Here is a 17652-nt window from a genome sequence, read left to right as displayed (position 1 = left end):
GTGAAATATGGTCTGTTGTGCAGATTTACCATGGATAAAGCCTCTTGGAAGAAATGCAAAAGCCCTTGTTTTCCCTCGTCAATTTTGGGACAATACGGAGTAGAGGTTTTTTGGGTAGGACCGATAAGCCATATGCTTTTTTGCGAAAAGAGGATTATACAATGAACAAATCATCCATATATGGATTAACATTAGAGCAATTACGTTCCTGGCTACCGGAGCATGGGCAGAAAAAATCCCGTGCATCCCGGATTTGGGAATGGTTATATCACGAGCGTGTACACGATTTTCCGGCAATGACCGATGTCCGTCAAGAATGTCTGGACGTTCTCTCTGAGCATTTCACAATGAACTCGCTGAGCGAACATGTGAAGCAGGAATCGGCAGATGGTACCGTGAAATTTCTGCTACGGATGCAGGACGGCAACCTGATTGAGACGGTATTAATGCGACAAAAATACGGACTTACCGTATGTGTGACCACACAAGTCGGCTGTAATATTGGCTGTAGCTTCTGTGCGAGCGGATTGATCAAGAAGAGCCGTGATCTGACTGCTGGAGAGATTGTGGAGCAGATTATGCATGTACAGCGACATTTGGATGCAGCGGGTCAAGACGAGCGGGTAACGAACGTGGTTGTGATGGGGATTGGCGAACCGTTCGACAACTTCCAGCACATGAGTGATTTCATCGAAGTCATTAAGGATCGCAAAGGACTGGCACTTGCCGCCAAACGGATTACTGTGTCCACGAGTGGCCTTCCGGACAAGATCAAGGAATTTGCAGACAGTAGTCTGCAGGTCAACCTGGCGATCTCTCTGCATGCACCTAATAATGAACTGCGTACGCACATTATGAAGATCAACCGGGCTTTCCCGATCGAGCAATTGATGGATGCGGTGGATTATTATCTGGCTAAAACCAACAAACGCATCATGTTTGAGTACATCCTGTTACGTGATGTTAACGATCAACGTGAGCATGCCGCGGAGCTCGCTGAACTGTTATCCAGTCGCAGAAGTATGGTCAGTGTGAACCTGATTCCATACAACCCGGTGGATGAGCACAGTCAGTATCAACGGAGTACAGAAGAGTCGATTCTGGGCTTCTATGATACGCTCAAAAAGAACAACATCAACTCCACTGTACGTATGGAACATGGTACGGATATCGATGCTGCCTGCGGACAGTTGCGCAGTAAACAAATGAAGAACAACACTGCCGAATCCGAGCCAGGCCGTCTGGCACTGGGATAAGATACAACGCGGATCTGGCAAGTAAGTTAGGATACTTGGTTGTTATAATCAGTGCCTGTACTTTGTACGTGCCATCTACCGTTGTTGGGTTCGCGAATGCGTTGCCTGAATGCAAAACGCCTCTGTATATCACTGAGAAGTGATAACGGAGGCGTTTTTTGGAATGTCATGATTTCAGTTTTTTGGTCATCAGCAGATGGGGAATGCCGTCTTCCATAAATACTTCCGACGCGGGTGCATATCCGAGACGTTCGTAGAACCCGGAAGCTTGTACCTGTGCATGCAGCTTGGCTTTCTCAAGACCATCGGCAACAGCCATCTGCTCCAGCTTGTCGATCAGCACACGGCCCAGGCCGTGTTTGCGGTAATCGAGCATGACACAGATCCGTTCCAATTTGGCGACTTGTTCCACAATGCGCAGTCTGGAGGAAGCAGCAGGTACACCGTCTACGTAGAGCAGAATGTGGCGCGCCTCCGCGTCTAATGTATCATAAGCATCGAATTCATCCGATGCGGGTACGCCTTGTTCTTCGACGAAAATAGCGGTGCGAATGGCGAAGCACGCATCAAGCAATTCCTGATTAGTAACTTCAACAATCGTTGTATTCATGAATGTTTCTCCTTTGGGTGATCGTAATGTTATCCTGACGTGATAAACTGGTATATAGCATAATCATTGCAGCCGTTCCATGTGAGTATCATGGTTAAAATTTAATGCAATTTAACTGTAGTTATATCACTATTTATGTTGTGAATGCAACAATTTTATAGGGGCGTGAGTGTGTTGACTGAGAAAAAAGAAGTGCTGCGTGAAATTGGTATGATTGCCCGCTGTCTGGATTCAATCAGTAATGTTGAGTTTCAGCATCTGAACCTGTCCCGTGGACAATATCTATATCTGTATCGAATCTGTGAGAATCCGGGCATTATTCCGAATCAGCTTGCTGAACTGATCAAAGTGGATCGCACAACGGCGGCCAGAGCTATTAGCAAACTCGAATCCGATGGGTTCATTATTAAACAGCCAGCAATGGGTAATAAAAAGAATAAGGTGTTGTATCCCACCAAAGCTGGGCTTGAAGCATGGGAATTCATTCGTAAAGAGGGCGTGCATTCGGATCAGGTGACTCTGGATGGTCTGACGGAGGAAGAGATCGAGACCGCGGTCATGCTTCTCCGCCGAATGCGACATAATATCGAGGTGGACTGGAAATTTGTCAAAAAGGGCGGACGGCGACCCTACATGGATATCTTAGAATGAACAATACCTCTATCCTTGACCCCTACATCTCAGACCCTAGCCGAACCGATCTCAAGGAGCAGAGTCATTATCTCACAATAGCAAAAGTACAGGAGGGAATCATGAAGAGAATGAACCGGAAAACAGTAACGTGGTTGGTCATATTGGTGGTCAGTATTGCAGCAGCGTTCATTATTTTCATGAAGGAGCGGTTCGTGATGAATGAATTATCCCCTACAGTATCCTTTGTCCAAGATCATATGACCAATCCCAATGGTTTACTTGCGTCCTATTTGCAGGATGCCAAATCCGAAAAAGCGGACATCGTAGCAGGCAGAGAGGCTTTATCTGAGTCACTTGGTCTTTGGATGCAATATGCTGTAGCCAAGAATGATCAGGCGTTATTCGAGGAAAGCTATGAACTGCTGACGACCTATTTCCTCATGCCGCAAAAATATATTGCCTGGAAGCTGGATGCTGAGGGAAAATCTCACGTGACCACCAACGCGCTCGGTGATGATTTCCGAATTGTCGGTGCCTTATTAAAGGCAGCAGATCAATGGCAACAGGGAAGAGAAGCCAAACTGGCAACGGCCTCGGATATTTCCCGTACACTGACGCAGTCGGTTCAGAATAAAGGATATTATGTTGATTTTCACGATTTTGGCAATGGTTACTCCGCGGATATGTTAAGCCTGGTTTATGTGGATCTACCGTCTCTCCAATTAATGGAGAAGCATGAAATGCTGGAGCCGGGCACATATGCCAAGTACGAATCCATGTTGAAGAGTATGCCGGATGACGGGATATTTTATCCGAAAACATTCAATGTGGGGACGAAAGAGTATACATATGATGACACAGTGAATCTGATTGATCAGCTGATCGTAGCGAACCATCTAACTGCGACCAGCCGCAAACCGGACAAGCTCATTGCTTTTTTGAAAAAAGAATTCAATACCCGTCATCAGCTGCCGGGACAATATAAGCGTAGTACTCGCACACCTGCGGTATCTTACCAATCTCCATCCGTATATGGACTCGCGATGCTGCTTGCGGTTCAGTCAGGTGATCCAAAATGGGCGAAACAGCTGTATAAGCATATGATCAGCATGCGTAGTCTGGACGCCAGTTATCCAGGCGGATATGTATTTAGTGGAAACACACATATGTTTGATAACCTGTTTCCTTTGCTTGGGGAGACTGAATTACAAAAGTTACTTAAAAAGTAATAAAAATGTCATTTAATATATTCAACAATGTGTTAACATGATGTTTGTCTATTCATGTCATATATTGTTTACTCGAAATATCACTAACCAATCTACTGGAGAGAAGAAACCTATGAGGAATAAAGCACCCATCCTTCGTATTGCATGGGGATATGCGAGTTTGATTGGATTAGCCGTAATCCAGCAGCTCGTTGTCTATCTTAAGATTTATATGAATCAGAGTTATACTACACTGGATGTGGTGTTTAGCATTGTGTCACTTGGAGCGCTGATCCTGGGTTTTGTGATACCTGTCGGGGTATCTGTCGTCGCCGGATTTATCTATCTGGTCTCTTATTTTGTATGGCTTGTTACCTACGCGGATGTAAGTGTACTTACGTTCTCTTGGTGGCTGCTCATTCCAGCCAATGTGGCTGTGGCTGCTTTTATCAAGGCAAGTCTTGTGCGCAATGCGCGTGTCATGGAGCGTCTGCAGGAGCTTCAGGAGCGTAATCCGGAGATTGATCTGGATACCTCTCTGGGCAATAAGGATGCACTTGCGGATACGCTTGTTAAGCAAAGTAATCTAGCCAGACGTTATTCGGAGCAATATGGATTCAGCATGGCGATGTTCAAGATCGAGTTTTTGCCGTTGGTACTGGAATCACTCGGTTCCGTACGTTATGCACAGTTCCTTCTTGAACTATCCACTACCATACAGAAGCAGATTCGGTTTGAGGATTATAAATTTTTTGTGGATCGAGGACGTTTTGTGATTATCTGTCCAATGACCAATGTGGAGTACTTGCCCATCCTGACACAACGGATCAAAAAAGCCATGATGGATCTGCAAATCATCGATAAAAAGGGAAATGAGTTGCAGACGGTTATTCGATCGGGTGCACTGGTATTCCAGAAGGAACAATTCAGTAAGTATGAGGATATCGATGCTGTTATTGCGGCACTGGAACGGAACACAGAGACAGATCTCATTGGTGAATACATCTAGATGCTATGGGGGAGGAGTATTTCTGTGAATTATTTAACATGGTTTGTTCCATTATGTATTGTAGTTAGCAGTTTCTTTGCCATTACGATTCTTATATTAACCTTTGCGACTCTTCGTTTTCGAGGGAAAATTAACAGGAAATATGATCGGAGGAAATTGAATGGCTGATTTCCTGCTGTTGATGTCCATCCTCAGTATTTGGATATCCGTCACCGAGTCGATTGTCATTATGGCTGGAGCTATTCGTTTCATTAACAAACAAGAAAAAAAGGGAATTCAAATTCCTGAAAGTATGGATGATTACCCCACTGTGACTGTCATGGTGCCTGCGCATAATGAAGGGGTAGTTATCGTGTCTACCGTTGAGCATATATTGCGTCTGAACTACCCTGAGCATAAAGTTCAAGTTATTGTTATTGCAGATAATTGTACAGATAATACAGCAGAGCGCCTGAAGGAACTCAAGGCCAAGACGAGTTATGCAGATCGTGACTTTACCATTCTGGAGCGTGCCGGTACAGGTGGGAAGTCGGGAGCTTTGAATGATGGCCTTGAACTGGCGTGGGGAGAATGGATATGTATCTATGACGCAGATGCGGCGCCTGAGCGGAATGCATTGATGTTTTTGACACAAAAAGCATTGGAAAACCCGGAGAAGTATGGTGCTGTATTTGGTCGAAACAAAGCTCGTAATCGGGGTCAGAATTTTCTCTCCCGTTGCATTAATCTGGAACTTGTAACGGTCCAACGTGTTCACCATACGGGGCTATGGGAGTTATTCAAACTGGGCACGATTCCTGGTACGAACTATATTATCAAGGCAGCACTGATCCGTGAGATTGGTGGATGGGACCCTGATGCGATCACGGAAGATACGGCCGTGTCGTTTGATATTCTTACTCGGGGTCAGCTTATTGCATTAGCGCCACAAGCAGAGGCTTACCAGCAGGAACCTGAGCAATTATCGGTATATATGAAACAGCGCCAGCGCTGGTCCAAGGGAAATTATCAGGTTGTTATCGACAATGTGAAGCATTTATTTGACCGTACTAGCTGGAGAATTAAACTGCATGTTCTGTACTATGCTGCAAGTTATTTCTGGTTTATGATCGCTATTATTGTATCGGATATTATTTTTGTCTCGAATCTAGTGTATCAGGTTATTGCATTATTTAATCCGAATGTCATTTCTCCCTTCCAGTTCTCAGGGGATGTTTACGTGTATCTCGTAATAGCATGGGCATTAATGTACTACATTTATGTACTACAAATTAATCTCGCACTATCAGCAGATATTGGGCAAAGCAATACGCAGAATTTTATTGTGGCCTGCCTCTCCTATTTCACATATGCCCAGTTATTTCTGGTCATATCCGTCAAAGCATTTATCTCGCTTATTGGAGATAAGCTATTCCGGAGAGAAACCAAATGGTACAAAACGCAGCGTTTTGGCTGAGAAACATCAACTTATAAATGAAGGGCTGTTTTCTGGATTCGTTCAGAAGGCAGTCTTTTTTACTATGGAAAGATTGGTTGGCATTATGTATACTCTTTCAGGCTGTACATATTGAACGTTGCATAAAGGAAACGGAGGCGTGTGGAATGGGCTACAGGGGACCTGAGTTTTACGATAATGAGGAAAACTTTGAGAAGTATATGGAACGCCGCCAGTGGCAGGAGAATGCCAATGATACGTTAGAGAAACCCGTTATGCTAGAGCTGATCGGAGACGTTGCGGGCAAGAGCATACTGGATCTTGGCTGCGGGGATGCGAGGTTTGGCGTAGAATTGCTCCGTTCTGGTCAAGAGGGTGCAACTTACACGGGAGTTGAAGGTTCACTGAATATGGTGCGGGCAGCTAACGAATCGGTTAAAGGCACGAATGCACAGATTGAACAGGCATTCATGGAAGACTGGACCTATCCGGTAGGTACATACGATCTGGTTATATCCCGACTGGCTGTTCACTACATCGAGGATGTGGAGAGCCTATTCCACAAGATATATAACACGTTAAATGAAAATGGCACATTCATATTCTCGGTAGAACATCCTGTGATCACGTCCACACTGCAACCCTCCGGGACTCGAACGGATTGGGTGGTTGATCAGTATTTTGTAGAAGGATATCGGGAGCAGCAGTGGCTGGGCGGTTCTGTGAAAAAGATGCATCGTTCCATTGAATCGTATTTTATGGCATTGCAGCGGGCAGGGTTCCATGTAGAACATTTGCGCGAGTCAGCACCACAACGTGCTTATTTTGTAAACGAGGAAACCTATCTGCGCAGGCAACGCATTCCGCTATTTCTGTTTTTAGGTGTGCGAAAATAGGATAGTGGTGAAACGTATAGATAAATAGATGAACCGTAAAGTTATACTCATAAATTAGAAAGTTCTACACAGAAAACGGTGGATAACACTAGATATAGGAGTAAAAAGCCCAAAATCTATCCACATGTGGATAAGATATTGGGCTTTTTACTGTTAAGTTTCTTCAGCTATGTTACGTTTGCTGTGTATAACCCCGCAATTATAAATCCGCCGCAGCTCTGACATAGACACGTTCTCCATGCCGATCAACTTCCACAGGTGCCTCGAAGAAGTCGCTAAGCACTTCGGTGTTCATCAGCTCGCTAGTTAATCCGCTATGGACTATTTTACCTCGGCGAAGCAGGAGGCTGTGACTAAAGACAGGCAATATTTCCTCGGTATGATGGGTGACATAGATGAGTGAAGGGGTATCTGGGCGCTGTGATAATTCACGGATGCTCTCCAGCAATCGCTCTCTTGAGAACAGATCCAGTCCATTGCAAGGCTCGTCCAGAATAAGTACACGTGGATTGGCCATAAGTGCTCGGGCAATAAGAAGTTTCTGTTTCTCGCCTTGAGAACAGGTACGATATTCGCGATCCCACAGGTGCTGACAGCCCAGCGTTCGCATCAATTCCTGTGCCTGATCCAGATCATCATCTGACAGCTTGTCATCCAGGCCAATGGTGGCGTGTTTGCCGCTGATCACGACATACTGTGTGCGGTCTGTGCCATGCAATTTCTCTTGCAGAGATGAACTGACCCAGCCAATGGATTTGCGAAGCTGTCTCAGATCCACATCACCATATTCATGGCCTAACACGGATATCTTGCCTTCGGTCGGCCAGAGATACCCGGTGATCATGTTCAGGAGTGTTGTTTTACCGGAGCCATTCAGGCCGAGCAACGCCCAGTGTTCACCGTCATTCACCTGCCAGTTCACATCGTTCAATAGGGTAAGTGGTCCCCTTTTCCAAGTAACATGCTGTACATCAATAATCATGCGTTATTCCTTCCTTCTGTTATCCTCAATTCTCCTAGATGTATTGTAGCCACAAAACGAAAGAGGTTTCAACGGTTATCACGCTGTTCTTGGTTGGTCCTTGCGCAGAAATACAGCACACACACCAAGCAGTGGCAAAAACGAACATAACTTGATAACAAACGCAATGCTGGTCACGTCAATTAAGGAACCTAACACAACCGAGCCAAGTCCAGCCATGCCGAATGACAGGCCAAAAAACAATCCGGATACCGTTCCAATATGACGAGGAAGCAATTCCTGTGCATAAACAATGATGACGCTGAAGCCGGACATCAGGATGAGTCCAATCATTCCGCACAACACCATCGACAGGACGGGGCCCGCATAAGGTAGTAGTAGGGAAAACGGTGCAGTGCCTGCAATGGAGAACCAGATCATCGGTTTACGTCCATAGCGGTCAGCAAGTGGGCCGCCGAGCAAGGTTCCGACCATGCCTGCAAATTGCAGAACAAATAGACAGATCTGTGCCTGGGAGAGCGGCAAGTCATATGCATCGGCGTAATAGAAGGCGTAGTATCCGGTCATGCCTGCAATATATACGAATTTGGAGAACAGCAGCAGGATGAGAATTCCCATTGTAAAAGCGATGAATCCCCGGCTTACAGGCCGAGCTGCTGGCTCTGGGCCGCTTGATTTTAGAGGGCGTTGCTGACGAATGTGAGTCTCGGCAAGCTGGTCTCTGTACCAACGACTGACCAAAGACTGAATGAAGATGCCGATCAGGGCAAAGCCCATCAGCCATAGAAAACTACGCTGCCCATGTGGCAGCAGGATGAAGGCGACCAGTAATGGAGCAATAGCCTGTCCTGTGTTGCCTCCCACCTGGAAGATCGACTGTGCCATTCCTCGTCCACGGCCGGCTGCCATATGAGCCACGCGTGAGGATTCGGGGTGGAGGATGGATGAGCCTATACCAATCAATGCTGCCGCAACAAGCAGCATCCATAACTCGGAAGACAAGGCTAAGCCGAGAACACCGATCAGGGAGAATAACATGCCTCCGGGAAGCAGGATTGGCATTGGCTTGCGGTCTGACATATAACCGACCAGTGGCTGAAGGACAGATGCGGTAATATTCAGGGTGAAGGCAATCCAGCCCATCTGGGCGAAACTGAGTTGCATGGTCTGCTGGAATAACGGGAATGCAGACGGAACCACTGTCTGCATCGCATCATTCAGCAGATGGGCGAAGCTGACTCCGGCAAGCGCCCAATTGGCGGAGGAGTTGATTTGCATTTTGCTTAAAGTGGCCTGAGCCATGGGAGATCACCTCGAATTATTTTTTTCTATGATAAAAGATGGGGGCAGATCATGTCTTTGTGAAAAGTGCTTGGAAAGTGAGCACGATTTGCTATAATGTCAGCAGGTGAGCAAACGATGGAATTAAACATGACGCTAAATGGGTTAGAATTATGGAAAGCTACCGGAGGGTTTGCGAATGAGCCGCATGTACATGACGACTGGTATCAGTTAACGCTGCCGGTCAGAGGCCAGTGTCATCTGGTACAGGAACGGCATGCATACCCGCTAACAGCAGGCATAGGGATTATTGCTCATCCCCAGACTGAGCATTATTTTGAGATAGGGTCGGATTCGGCTGTCATTGTAATCAAGTTCCGTAAACCGCCATTAGGCAGTTTCGAAGGTGCGGAGTTAAGTGGGGGGCGAGCTGAGTTTCGACCTACCCAGACATTTGATCCTGCTGAGATCAGCAGTCTGTTTCGAGGCTGGAATTCCATTTTGTTAGATGATGTGCCCGAAATACTGCAAGTGCAGGAAACAGAAATGGCGATCGAGACGTATCTAAAACGTATGTTGACGGGGCAGGAAAATGGAAAAAAGACTGTAAATCCCGGTACATTCATTGATCCTCATCTCCAACGAGTGCTGGATTACATTCACAGTGCCTATACAGGCCCAATGGATATTGATTCGATGGCGATGGTCGCGCATCAGAGCCGGTATCATTTTATGCGTTCTTTCAAGGCTCTTACGGGAACAACACCGTATCAATATTTGCTGAATTTGCGCGTAGAAGAAGCGTCCAGGAGGCTTCGCCATACAACAGATTCAGTGACCACAATCAGTTATGAACTGGGATTTTCCAGCGTCAGTCAGTTTTACAGAGCCTTTCAGCGAGTGTATGTTATGACACCGATGGAATATCGGAATCATGTGTAGATTTTAACAGGCAGTCTCGCATATGCGAGACTGTATTTAGTAGGTTACAGCATGCCACTGATTTTTGTTGTTGCCAAACATTGAAGACTTTGCTAAGATGGGAAAAAGTTTATGTAAGCGTATACATTTAGATTAAAATTACAACGTTGTAATTATGGTTATGGCAAGCATTGAAAAGAAAGAAATACGGTGTAAGGAGGACTATTCCAAGTTAATATCTTGTTATTACGTATAATAATATAGGTTGTTACAAAATGTGAATGAGATGAATAACAAACACGTCAGTGAAATGACAGTTCTTTTTTATTCAAAAATTCAAACGTTGTAATTATGTAGTGAAGGGGAGTGTTTCACGTTGAAAAAACGCATGTCCACGCTGTTCAGCCTGATCAGACGGGATAAATATTTGCTACTGATGTTTTCGCCTATCTTTCTGTATTACCTCATCTTCATGTACCTTCCGATGCCTGGCGTGCTGTTGGCATTTCGTAATTTCTTGCCGGGGCAGGGCATGCTCAGCGGGGAATGGGTGGGACTGCGCTGGTTCGAACAGTTCGTGAATTCCATTTACTTCTGGCGACTGCTGCGTAACACATTTCTGCTTGCCTTCTTGCCGCTCCTGTTCGGTTTCTCCATTCCGATTTTATTCGCTGTCTGCATCGTGGAGATCAAGAACCGAACATTCAAACGATTTGCCCAGACCGTTACGTACCTTCCTCACTTCATCTCCACTGTTGTTGTAGCCGGCATGATTATTAACTTCCTGTCACCAACAGACGGTATCGTGAACACCCTCATCGCGAGTCTTGGCATGGAAAAAGTGAACTTCATGATGGATGCCAGCTGGTTCCGTACCATCTTCACAAGTTCCGACATCTGGCAGAGCTTTGGCTTCAGCTCCATCATCTACATTGCAGCCATTATGGGGATCGACCCCGAGATGTATGATTCCGGCAAAATCGACGGCGTCAACAAATTCCAGGAGCTATGGCACCTGACCCTTCCCAGTATCAAACCAACCATCGTCATTCTTCTGCTTCTGTCGCTTGGCGGTATTATGAGTGTAGGTTTCGAGAAGGTATATCTGCTCTACAACGGAGCCACCTACGAAACGGCAGATGTCTTGTCCACCTATGTATACCGGATGGGGATTGAGGGCCAGAATTACGGCTTCGCCACAGCGGTCGGCCTGTTCAACTCCATCATCACCTTTATCCTTGTGTTTGCTGCCAATTCCATGACCCGCCGCCTGACCAAGATGTCACTCTGGTAAGACTATACCCCGGACCAAAGGAGACCTGTATGCAAAAATCGAGAAGTGACCGTTTGTTCTACGGATGTGTCTACCTGCTGACCATACTGGCGGTTGTTGTCACGTTGTATCCCTTTCTGTACGTCATTAGTATTTCATTCAGCTCGGTGGATGCCATCGACAAACAAAAAGTTGTATTGTGGCCCGTTGGATTTACCCTGTCAGGTTACCAAATGGTACTGCAATACAAGGAGTTGTGGGTTTCGTTCTACAACACCCTCTGGTACACCGTGGTAGGCACACTGTTGAACATTGTGGCAACATGTCTTGCCGCGTTTCCATTATCCAGACAGCAGTTTTTCTTACGTCGCAAGCTGAATTTTTTCATCGCCTTCACCATGTATTTCTCGGGTGGACTCATTCCGGTCTACATGCTTATTACCTCGCTTGGGCTGTACAACACTCGCTGGGTTATGGTGCTGCCTGTGCTGGTGATTACGTTTAACGTCATGATCTGCCGCTCAGCTTTCGAAGGCATTCCGAATGAAATTTTCGAAAGTGCCAGTATAGACGGGGCCAACGAGATGACGATGCTGTATCGTCTGGCGGTTCCGATCATTAAGCCAACACTGGCTGTACTCACGCTGTACTATGCGGTATTCCACTGGAACAACTTTTTCTCGGCCCTATTATATCTGGGCAAACAGGATATGCAGCCCTTACAGATGTTCCTGCGAAGAGTGCTGATCATGGCTTCGCCGGAAGTGATGCAGAAGATGGGCGGTACGATGACATCCGGTGCGCTGGCGGTCTCCTCCCTTCAGGTTCGTTATGTATCCATTGTGGTCAGCATTCTGCCTATTGTTACGATCTACCCGTTTATCCAACGGTACTTCGTTAAGGGAATTACCCTCGGAGCCGTGAAAGGATAGCTTTACTTACTTAAGTGTCATGTCATTCAAGGGAGTTCAAAATGGTTCATACCAAGGAGGAATGATGGATGAGATTTAAAGGGGCAGGAAGAAAAAGTGTAATCGCAGCGATACTGGCAATCAGCCTGGCGGGATGTAGCGGCGGAACAGGGGCGGGAACGGATGCGGGGAGCACCCCGTCCAGTTCGGAGCCAGCCTTCAATTATACCGGAGCAGGGCCGGTGACGGATCAACCGGATGCCAAGTTGTCTATTCTCGGCACCAACGCTTGGACGACCAATGTGGACTTGTCCACCGCAGCCATCGTTAAGAAAATTGAGAGCAACGCCGGTGTGACGGTGGATTGGGATCTGATTCCGCCGCAGAACTATGCGGATGCCGTCAATCCGAGGCTGGCTGCCGGTACCGGCTTGCCCGATATCGTGTACCTGCCGGATCAGGATCAGCTGATGAAGTACATTAACAGCGGTCTATTCATTCCGATTAATGAACTGGTAGAGAAGTACGGCGTGAATCTCAAAAAAATATATGAAAAGTCGCCTTCGGTTAAAGCCAGTTTAACGACGCCAGATGGTAAAATGTATTATATTCCGCAGCAGACGTTAACCCGCAACTATATGCCGGTATTTATGGTTAATGTGCGCTGGCTCGATAAGTTGGGATTAAGCGAGCCTACCACGCTGGATGAGTTCACGGCGATGCTGCGCAAGTTCAAGACAGACGACCCGAACGGCAACGGAAAAGCCGATGAGATTCCGCTGTCCATGGAAGCAAAATTTGTGTCCATGGCCTTTGGCCCCGCGTTTGGACTTGATCTGTCCAACCAGTTCTATGCAGACGATCAGGGCAAAGTACATTTCAGCTATTATGAGCCTACCTATAAGGAGTACTTGACCTATCTGAACGGACTGTACAAGGAAGGTCTGCTTGGGGTGGATTATGCGAGTACCACGAGTGATCAGGTCACATCGCGCATCTCTCAGGATGTGACAGGAGCAACGTTTAATTTTAGCTGGTATATGTCGATGGTCTACAGTCCGTTGTTCAAGGATTACAATCCGGAAGAGCCAATCATCAAAGGCATTTTGCCACTGAAAGGACCGCACGGGGATCAGTTCTATGTAGGACGTACACCAGTGAGTGGCATCTTTGGCATTACACGTGATAGTAAAAATCCCGAACTTGCTTTCCGCTTTCTGGATTATGCCGTAAGTGAGGAAGCACAGACGTATTATACGTGGGGCATCAAGGATGACACGTATACGGAAGAGAATGGCGTGAAGACATTCACGGATAAAGGCAAGGACAATGAATACATCCAGAAGCTTGGCATTGGTCCGGTGAATCTGCCGAACATCCAATCCACCGATTCTGCCGATTCCGTCGTAGCCCCTTGGCATGCGAAGATGGATAAGGAACTGGAGCCGTATGTGCGCGAACCGTTCCCGTTTGTCTATGCCCTGCCGGATGAAGCGAGTGTGGAAAGCATGGCGATGCCTGACATCACCACATATGTGGAAGAGATGAACTTTAAGTTTATTAGCGGTGACGCCAGTCTGGACCAGTTTGACAGTTATATTGAGACGTTGAAGAAGATGAATATAGAGCAGGTTATTGCGGGCAGACAGGCACAATATGATCGTTATAAATCTGCACAGAAATAGGAAATAGGGTTTTAGGCGTATGAGAGGTGTTGATTGATTTTGATAACCATTAAAGACATTGCCAAACTGGCGGGGGTGAGCTATAGCACGGTATCGAAGGCGCTGAATGATGATCCCGCGATCAAACCGGCAACAAAGCAGAAGGTGCTTGCGGTCGCGGAGAAACATCAATATCGGAAAAATATGTTGGCTCGGCAGCTCTCGACCGGCAGGAGCAACATCATCGGTTTTGTGCTGGATGAGCTGAGCAATCCGTTATTCTCGAACATTTCCGGCCGTCTGCACACCGAGCTGAAGAAGCGGGGATACCAGATGATCCTGGTTGTGGCGGATGATGGCGTGGATGTCTTCAGCCAGCTGCGCGTGGACGGATGTATTCTGTGGGACTATGCACTGGACAATCGGGAGATGTTCTGGAAAAAGTTCGCAACACTCAACATGCCATGTTTTGTGCTGGGTACAGATGAAGCGCCGAACTCTCCTTACATCAAGATTGATCGCAAAGAAGGGCTGTTCAAAGCAGTGGAGCATCTGAAATCGCTGGGCCACAGCCGAATCGGATTCATCGGCAACTCCCAGCACGTCAAGCTGGAGGGGTACCGGGAAGCGTTGCAGCGTACGGGTCTGGCTTTTAACGAAGACCATGTGCTGCCAGCGCATTCCTCTTGGGAAGACGGGTATTTTGCCATACGTAATCATGCGTTTGGGGCGGATTCGCCGACAGCTTTTATTGGACTGAACAACCTGGTCACCCGAGGTGCACTACGGGCTTTGCTTGAGGCAGGTTACAGCGTTCCACGCGATATCTCGTTAATCGGGTATGATGATCTGCCGGATATGCAATATGCCGAAGTGGCCTTGACTACAATTGGCCCGTCTCTGGATGAACTGGCCGTACAGGCAGCAGAGCTGATTGTCTCGTTAATCCGTGATGAACAGGTCGACGTTCCGGTAGTTATTCAGCCCAAGCTGAACCTTCGCAATTCAACGGCAATGTGCCGGCAATAAGGACAGCAACCTTTGAAGAGTGAAGCGGTTATCCGTTAGTCATACATGTATGTATTAGGTGAGTACAACATTCAAGGAGGAATTGCTTATGCAGGTACAGACACAGTTATCCTGGTCTGAGCGAATTGCAGCAACGATCATCCAGCAATGTGACGGGGACGGTTATCATGCGTTCCCTTCGGGACGATGGGCATACGTGGAAGGCATGACCTTGATGGCGATGGCCCGAACCGGCCAGTATTATGGCAAGCAAGAGTATGTTGATTTTATGAAAAAACATATGGACCTGTATATCCAGCCGGACGGCTCTATTGGCACCTATACTTTGGAAGAATATAATCTGGATCAGATTAATCAGGGGAAAAACCTGTTTGCATTACTGGATGGTGCTGAAGATCAGCGTTACGCAGAAGCGGCGCATCTCCTGGCAGCACAGCTCGCAGGGCAACCCCGCACGTCGGAGGGTGGTTTCTGGCACAAAAAAATCTATCCATTCCAGATGTGGCTGGACGGCCTGTATATGTCGTCTCCCTTTCTGTCCGAGTATGCAAAGACATTTCATCATCCCGAGTTATGGGATGAAGTTGCACATCAGATTCTGCTGATCGAACGCCAGACCCGTGATCCGCGGACCGGGCTACTCTATCATGGCTGGGATGAATCGAAGGAACAGGTCTGGGCAGATTCATCGACAGGGTGCTCGCCACACTTCTGGAGCCGGGCGATGGGTTGGTATGCCATGGCGATTGTAGACAGCGTGGAGCATTTCCCCGTTAATCATCCAAAGCGCGGAACCATCATTGGTATCTTCGAACGGATGTGCCACGCTTTGGTACGGGTGCAGGAGCAGGAGAGCGGGTTATGGTTCCAGGTGCTGGATCAGGGCTTCCGCAAAGGAAACTATCTGGAAGCATCCGGGTCGAGCATGTTTGTATATGCACTTGCGAAGGGTGTGCGGTTGCGTTATCTGGAGCCACATTTCAGAGAGGCGGCGGAGAAAGGATGGCATGGACTCTCGTCCAGATTGGTGGAGGAGACGGCTGACGGCGTTCGGTTAAACGGGATCTGTCATGGCGCAGGACTAAGCCTGGATCGGGATGGCTCTTACAGCTACTATGTGAGCGAAGAAATTGTAAGCGATTCCTTTATGGGCATGGCTCCGCTATTGCTGGCTGCACTGGAAATGGAGCGATTGCCATGAGCAAGCAGATGTCACCGAATATAGATATGGATCAATCGACGCGATATTATACCGTTGCTCTGGATGGGACGGGGGATTATCCTACCATTCAAGCCGCGATTGATGCCGTTCCGGACAACGGAACCGAAAGCTTCACGATCCGAATTAAGGCAGGCGTATATTACGAGAAGCTGGATATTGAGAAGCCTATGATTCATCTGATCGGTGAGGGGGCGGAGCATACTGTCATTACATATGATGATTATGCGCTCAAGAAGTTCCCGGATGGGTCGCAGTATCATACCTTTTATTCCTATACAGCCTTCATCGGAGCAGACGATTTTACAGCAGAGAGACTTTCTTTTGTTAACTCAGCCGGGCCGGGAAAGGTAGTGGGTCAGGCTTTGGCGGTGTACGTGGATGGAGACCGCGCGGCCTTCCGCAGTTGTCGCTTTATGGGCCATCAGGATACGATCTTCACCGGCCCGCTGCCGGAGCAGCCCATGGATCGCAGTTATTTTGGCGGGCCACGCGATGGTGCCGAGCGGCGCAAACTGCGGCAGTATTTCGAGGACTGTTACATCGAAGGTGATATCGATTTTATTTTTGGTTCGGCTACGGTGGTGTTTAAGGGCTGCGAGATCTTTACGAAGAATCGTCTGACTGAAGCGGAGGCTGCGGATGGACAAGTGAACGGTTGGATTACCGCAGCCTCTACGCCGGAGGATGTGCGTTACGGCTATGTGTTTCTGGACTGTGATCTGACCAGCAATGCTCCGCCGCAGTCGGTGTATCTGGGCAGACCGTGGCGTCATCATGCCAAAGTCTGTTTTCTGAACTGCTGGATCGGCGCTCATGTGAAGCGGGAGGGATGGCACAACTGGAACAAGACGGATGCAGAGCAGACCGTTCAGTATACGGAATATAACAGCGCCGGGCCTGGTGCCGGAAGTGCTGCTGATCGTGTGCCTTGGGCCAAAATACTGACCGATCAGGAAGCGGCCGAGTACACTGTACCTCTAATTCTGTCCGGCGTGGATGGATGGCAGCCTTTGGAAAGGAGAGGGGAGCAGCGGCAGTAAGATACGCCCTCTTCTCTGCGCAATATCTAACAAGGGTTTTCTTTCAAGTCTCCTAAGGAGTTGAAAGAAAACCTTTTTTGTGCGCTATATTACATTTTTCGCCCCCAATAGAACTATTTTATCCCTTATCTCTTTTGCATTTTACTGATTAAATACAGGGTGAGGATCTGTAAATTCCCTGTAAAATTTGGATGGTGCCTGCAAAAAAAGAACACGAGAGGGAAGGTCCATTTTGGAGGAAGGGAGTGAAGTGACACGCAACATCAGATGACTGAATGAGGT

General features: G+C 47.4%; 16 protein-coding genes. 13 read left to right on the top strand and 3 right to left on the bottom strand.

Annotation, left to right across the window (positions count from 1 at the left end; all coding sequences use genetic code 11):
* Positions 1-161 precede the first annotated feature (161 nt).
* Positions 162-1256 carry a dual-specificity RNA methyltransferase RlmN gene (gene rlmN / locus J2Z28_RS12435; RefSeq protein WP_211082741.1) on the top strand — a complete coding sequence of 365 codons (1095 nt, stop codon included), beginning with the start codon at positions 162-164 and terminating at the stop codon, positions 1254-1256.
* A 166-nt stretch (positions 1257-1422) separates the two neighbouring features.
* Here the strand turns inward: rlmN and J2Z28_RS12430 are convergent, their stop codons facing one another.
* Positions 1423-1866, bottom strand: a complete 444-nt coding sequence (locus J2Z28_RS12430; protein ID WP_211082740.1) for a GNAT family N-acetyltransferase — start codon at positions 1864-1866, stop codon at positions 1423-1425.
* Between the two features lie 210 nt (positions 1867-2076).
* On the opposite strand from J2Z28_RS12430, the gene J2Z28_RS12425 reads away from it, so the two are divergent.
* From J2Z28_RS12425 to J2Z28_RS12405, 5 genes are all read left to right on the top strand, one after another.
* Positions 2077-2517: a MarR family winged helix-turn-helix transcriptional regulator gene (locus tag J2Z28_RS12425; protein ID WP_244988273.1), complete on the top strand. Its 441-nt coding sequence runs from the start codon at positions 2077-2079 to the stop codon at positions 2515-2517.
* A gap of 101 nt (positions 2518-2618) precedes the next feature.
* The gene (locus J2Z28_RS12420; protein ID WP_211082738.1) at positions 2619-3728 is read left to right on the top strand and encodes a glycosyl hydrolase family 8; all 1110 of its coding nucleotides are present in this window, start codon (positions 2619-2621) and stop codon (positions 3726-3728) included.
* A gap of 112 nt (positions 3729-3840) precedes the next feature.
* The gene (locus J2Z28_RS12415) at positions 3841-4716 is read left to right on the top strand and encodes a diguanylate cyclase domain-containing protein (protein WP_036612242.1); all 876 of its coding nucleotides are present in this window, start codon (positions 3841-3843) and stop codon (positions 4714-4716) included.
* Between the two features lie 160 nt (positions 4717-4876).
* Positions 4877-6172, top strand: a complete 1296-nt coding sequence (locus tag J2Z28_RS12410; protein WP_211082737.1) for a glycosyltransferase family 2 protein — start codon at positions 4877-4879, stop codon at positions 6170-6172.
* 146 nt (positions 6173-6318) lie between these two features.
* Positions 6319-7047: a class I SAM-dependent DNA methyltransferase gene (locus J2Z28_RS12405; RefSeq protein WP_211082736.1), complete on the top strand. Its 729-nt coding sequence runs from the start codon at positions 6319-6321 to the stop codon at positions 7045-7047.
* Between the two features lie 199 nt (positions 7048-7246).
* On the opposite strand, the gene J2Z28_RS12400 is transcribed toward J2Z28_RS12405, so the two are convergent.
* Positions 7247-8029, bottom strand: coding sequence for an ABC transporter ATP-binding protein (locus J2Z28_RS12400; RefSeq protein ID WP_211082735.1), 783 nt, complete (start codon positions 8027-8029; stop codon positions 7247-7249).
* Positions 8030-8107: 78 nt separating this feature from the next.
* Positions 8108-9331 carry an MFS transporter gene (locus tag J2Z28_RS12395; RefSeq protein WP_211082734.1) on the bottom strand — a complete coding sequence of 408 codons (1224 nt, stop codon included), beginning with the start codon at positions 9329-9331 and terminating at the stop codon, positions 8108-8110.
* A gap of 117 nt (positions 9332-9448) precedes the next feature.
* On the opposite strand from J2Z28_RS12395, the gene J2Z28_RS12390 reads away from it, so the two are divergent.
* The 7 genes from J2Z28_RS12390 to J2Z28_RS12360 all read left to right on the top strand — a co-directional run bounded on the left by J2Z28_RS12390 (position 9449) and on the right by J2Z28_RS12360 (position 17370).
* Positions 9449-10252 (top strand): AraC family transcriptional regulator, encoded by an 804-nt coding sequence (locus tag J2Z28_RS12390; RefSeq protein WP_211082733.1) that lies wholly within the window; start codon positions 9449-9451, stop codon positions 10250-10252.
* Between the two features lie 367 nt (positions 10253-10619).
* Complete coding sequence (locus J2Z28_RS12385; RefSeq protein ID WP_047841090.1) at positions 10620-11525, top strand: ABC transporter permease; 906 nt, start codon at positions 10620-10622, stop codon at positions 11523-11525.
* 29 nt (positions 11526-11554) lie between these two features.
* Positions 11555-12436, top strand: coding sequence for a carbohydrate ABC transporter permease (locus tag J2Z28_RS12380; protein WP_211082732.1), 882 nt, complete (start codon positions 11555-11557; stop codon positions 12434-12436).
* A 68-nt stretch (positions 12437-12504) separates the two neighbouring features.
* On the top strand, positions 12505-14100 hold the full coding sequence (locus tag J2Z28_RS12375) for an extracellular solute-binding protein (RefSeq protein ID WP_074092752.1): 1596 nt from the start codon (positions 12505-12507) through the stop codon (positions 14098-14100).
* A 39-nt stretch (positions 14101-14139) separates the two neighbouring features.
* Positions 14140-15108 carry a LacI family DNA-binding transcriptional regulator gene (locus tag J2Z28_RS12370; protein ID WP_211082731.1) on the top strand — a complete coding sequence of 323 codons (969 nt, stop codon included), beginning with the start codon at positions 14140-14142 and terminating at the stop codon, positions 15106-15108.
* Positions 15109-15196: 88 nt separating this feature from the next.
* Entirely contained in the window at positions 15197-16309 is a 1113-nt protein-coding gene (locus tag J2Z28_RS12365; protein ID WP_211082730.1) for a glycoside hydrolase family 88/105 protein, read from the top strand.
* On the top strand, positions 16306-17370 hold the full coding sequence (locus J2Z28_RS12360) for a pectinesterase family protein (protein ID WP_211082729.1): 1065 nt from the start codon (positions 16306-16308) through the stop codon (positions 17368-17370). The genes J2Z28_RS12365 and J2Z28_RS12360 overlap by 4 nt, the downstream gene beginning before the upstream one ends.
* Positions 17371-17652 lie beyond the last annotated feature (282 nt).

The sequence above is a fragment of the Paenibacillus xylanexedens genome (assembly GCF_017874615.1).
GTDB lineage: Bacteria > Bacillota > Bacilli > Paenibacillales > Paenibacillaceae > Paenibacillus > Paenibacillus xylanexedens.
This window is presented reverse-complemented; position numbering and strand designations above follow the sequence as displayed.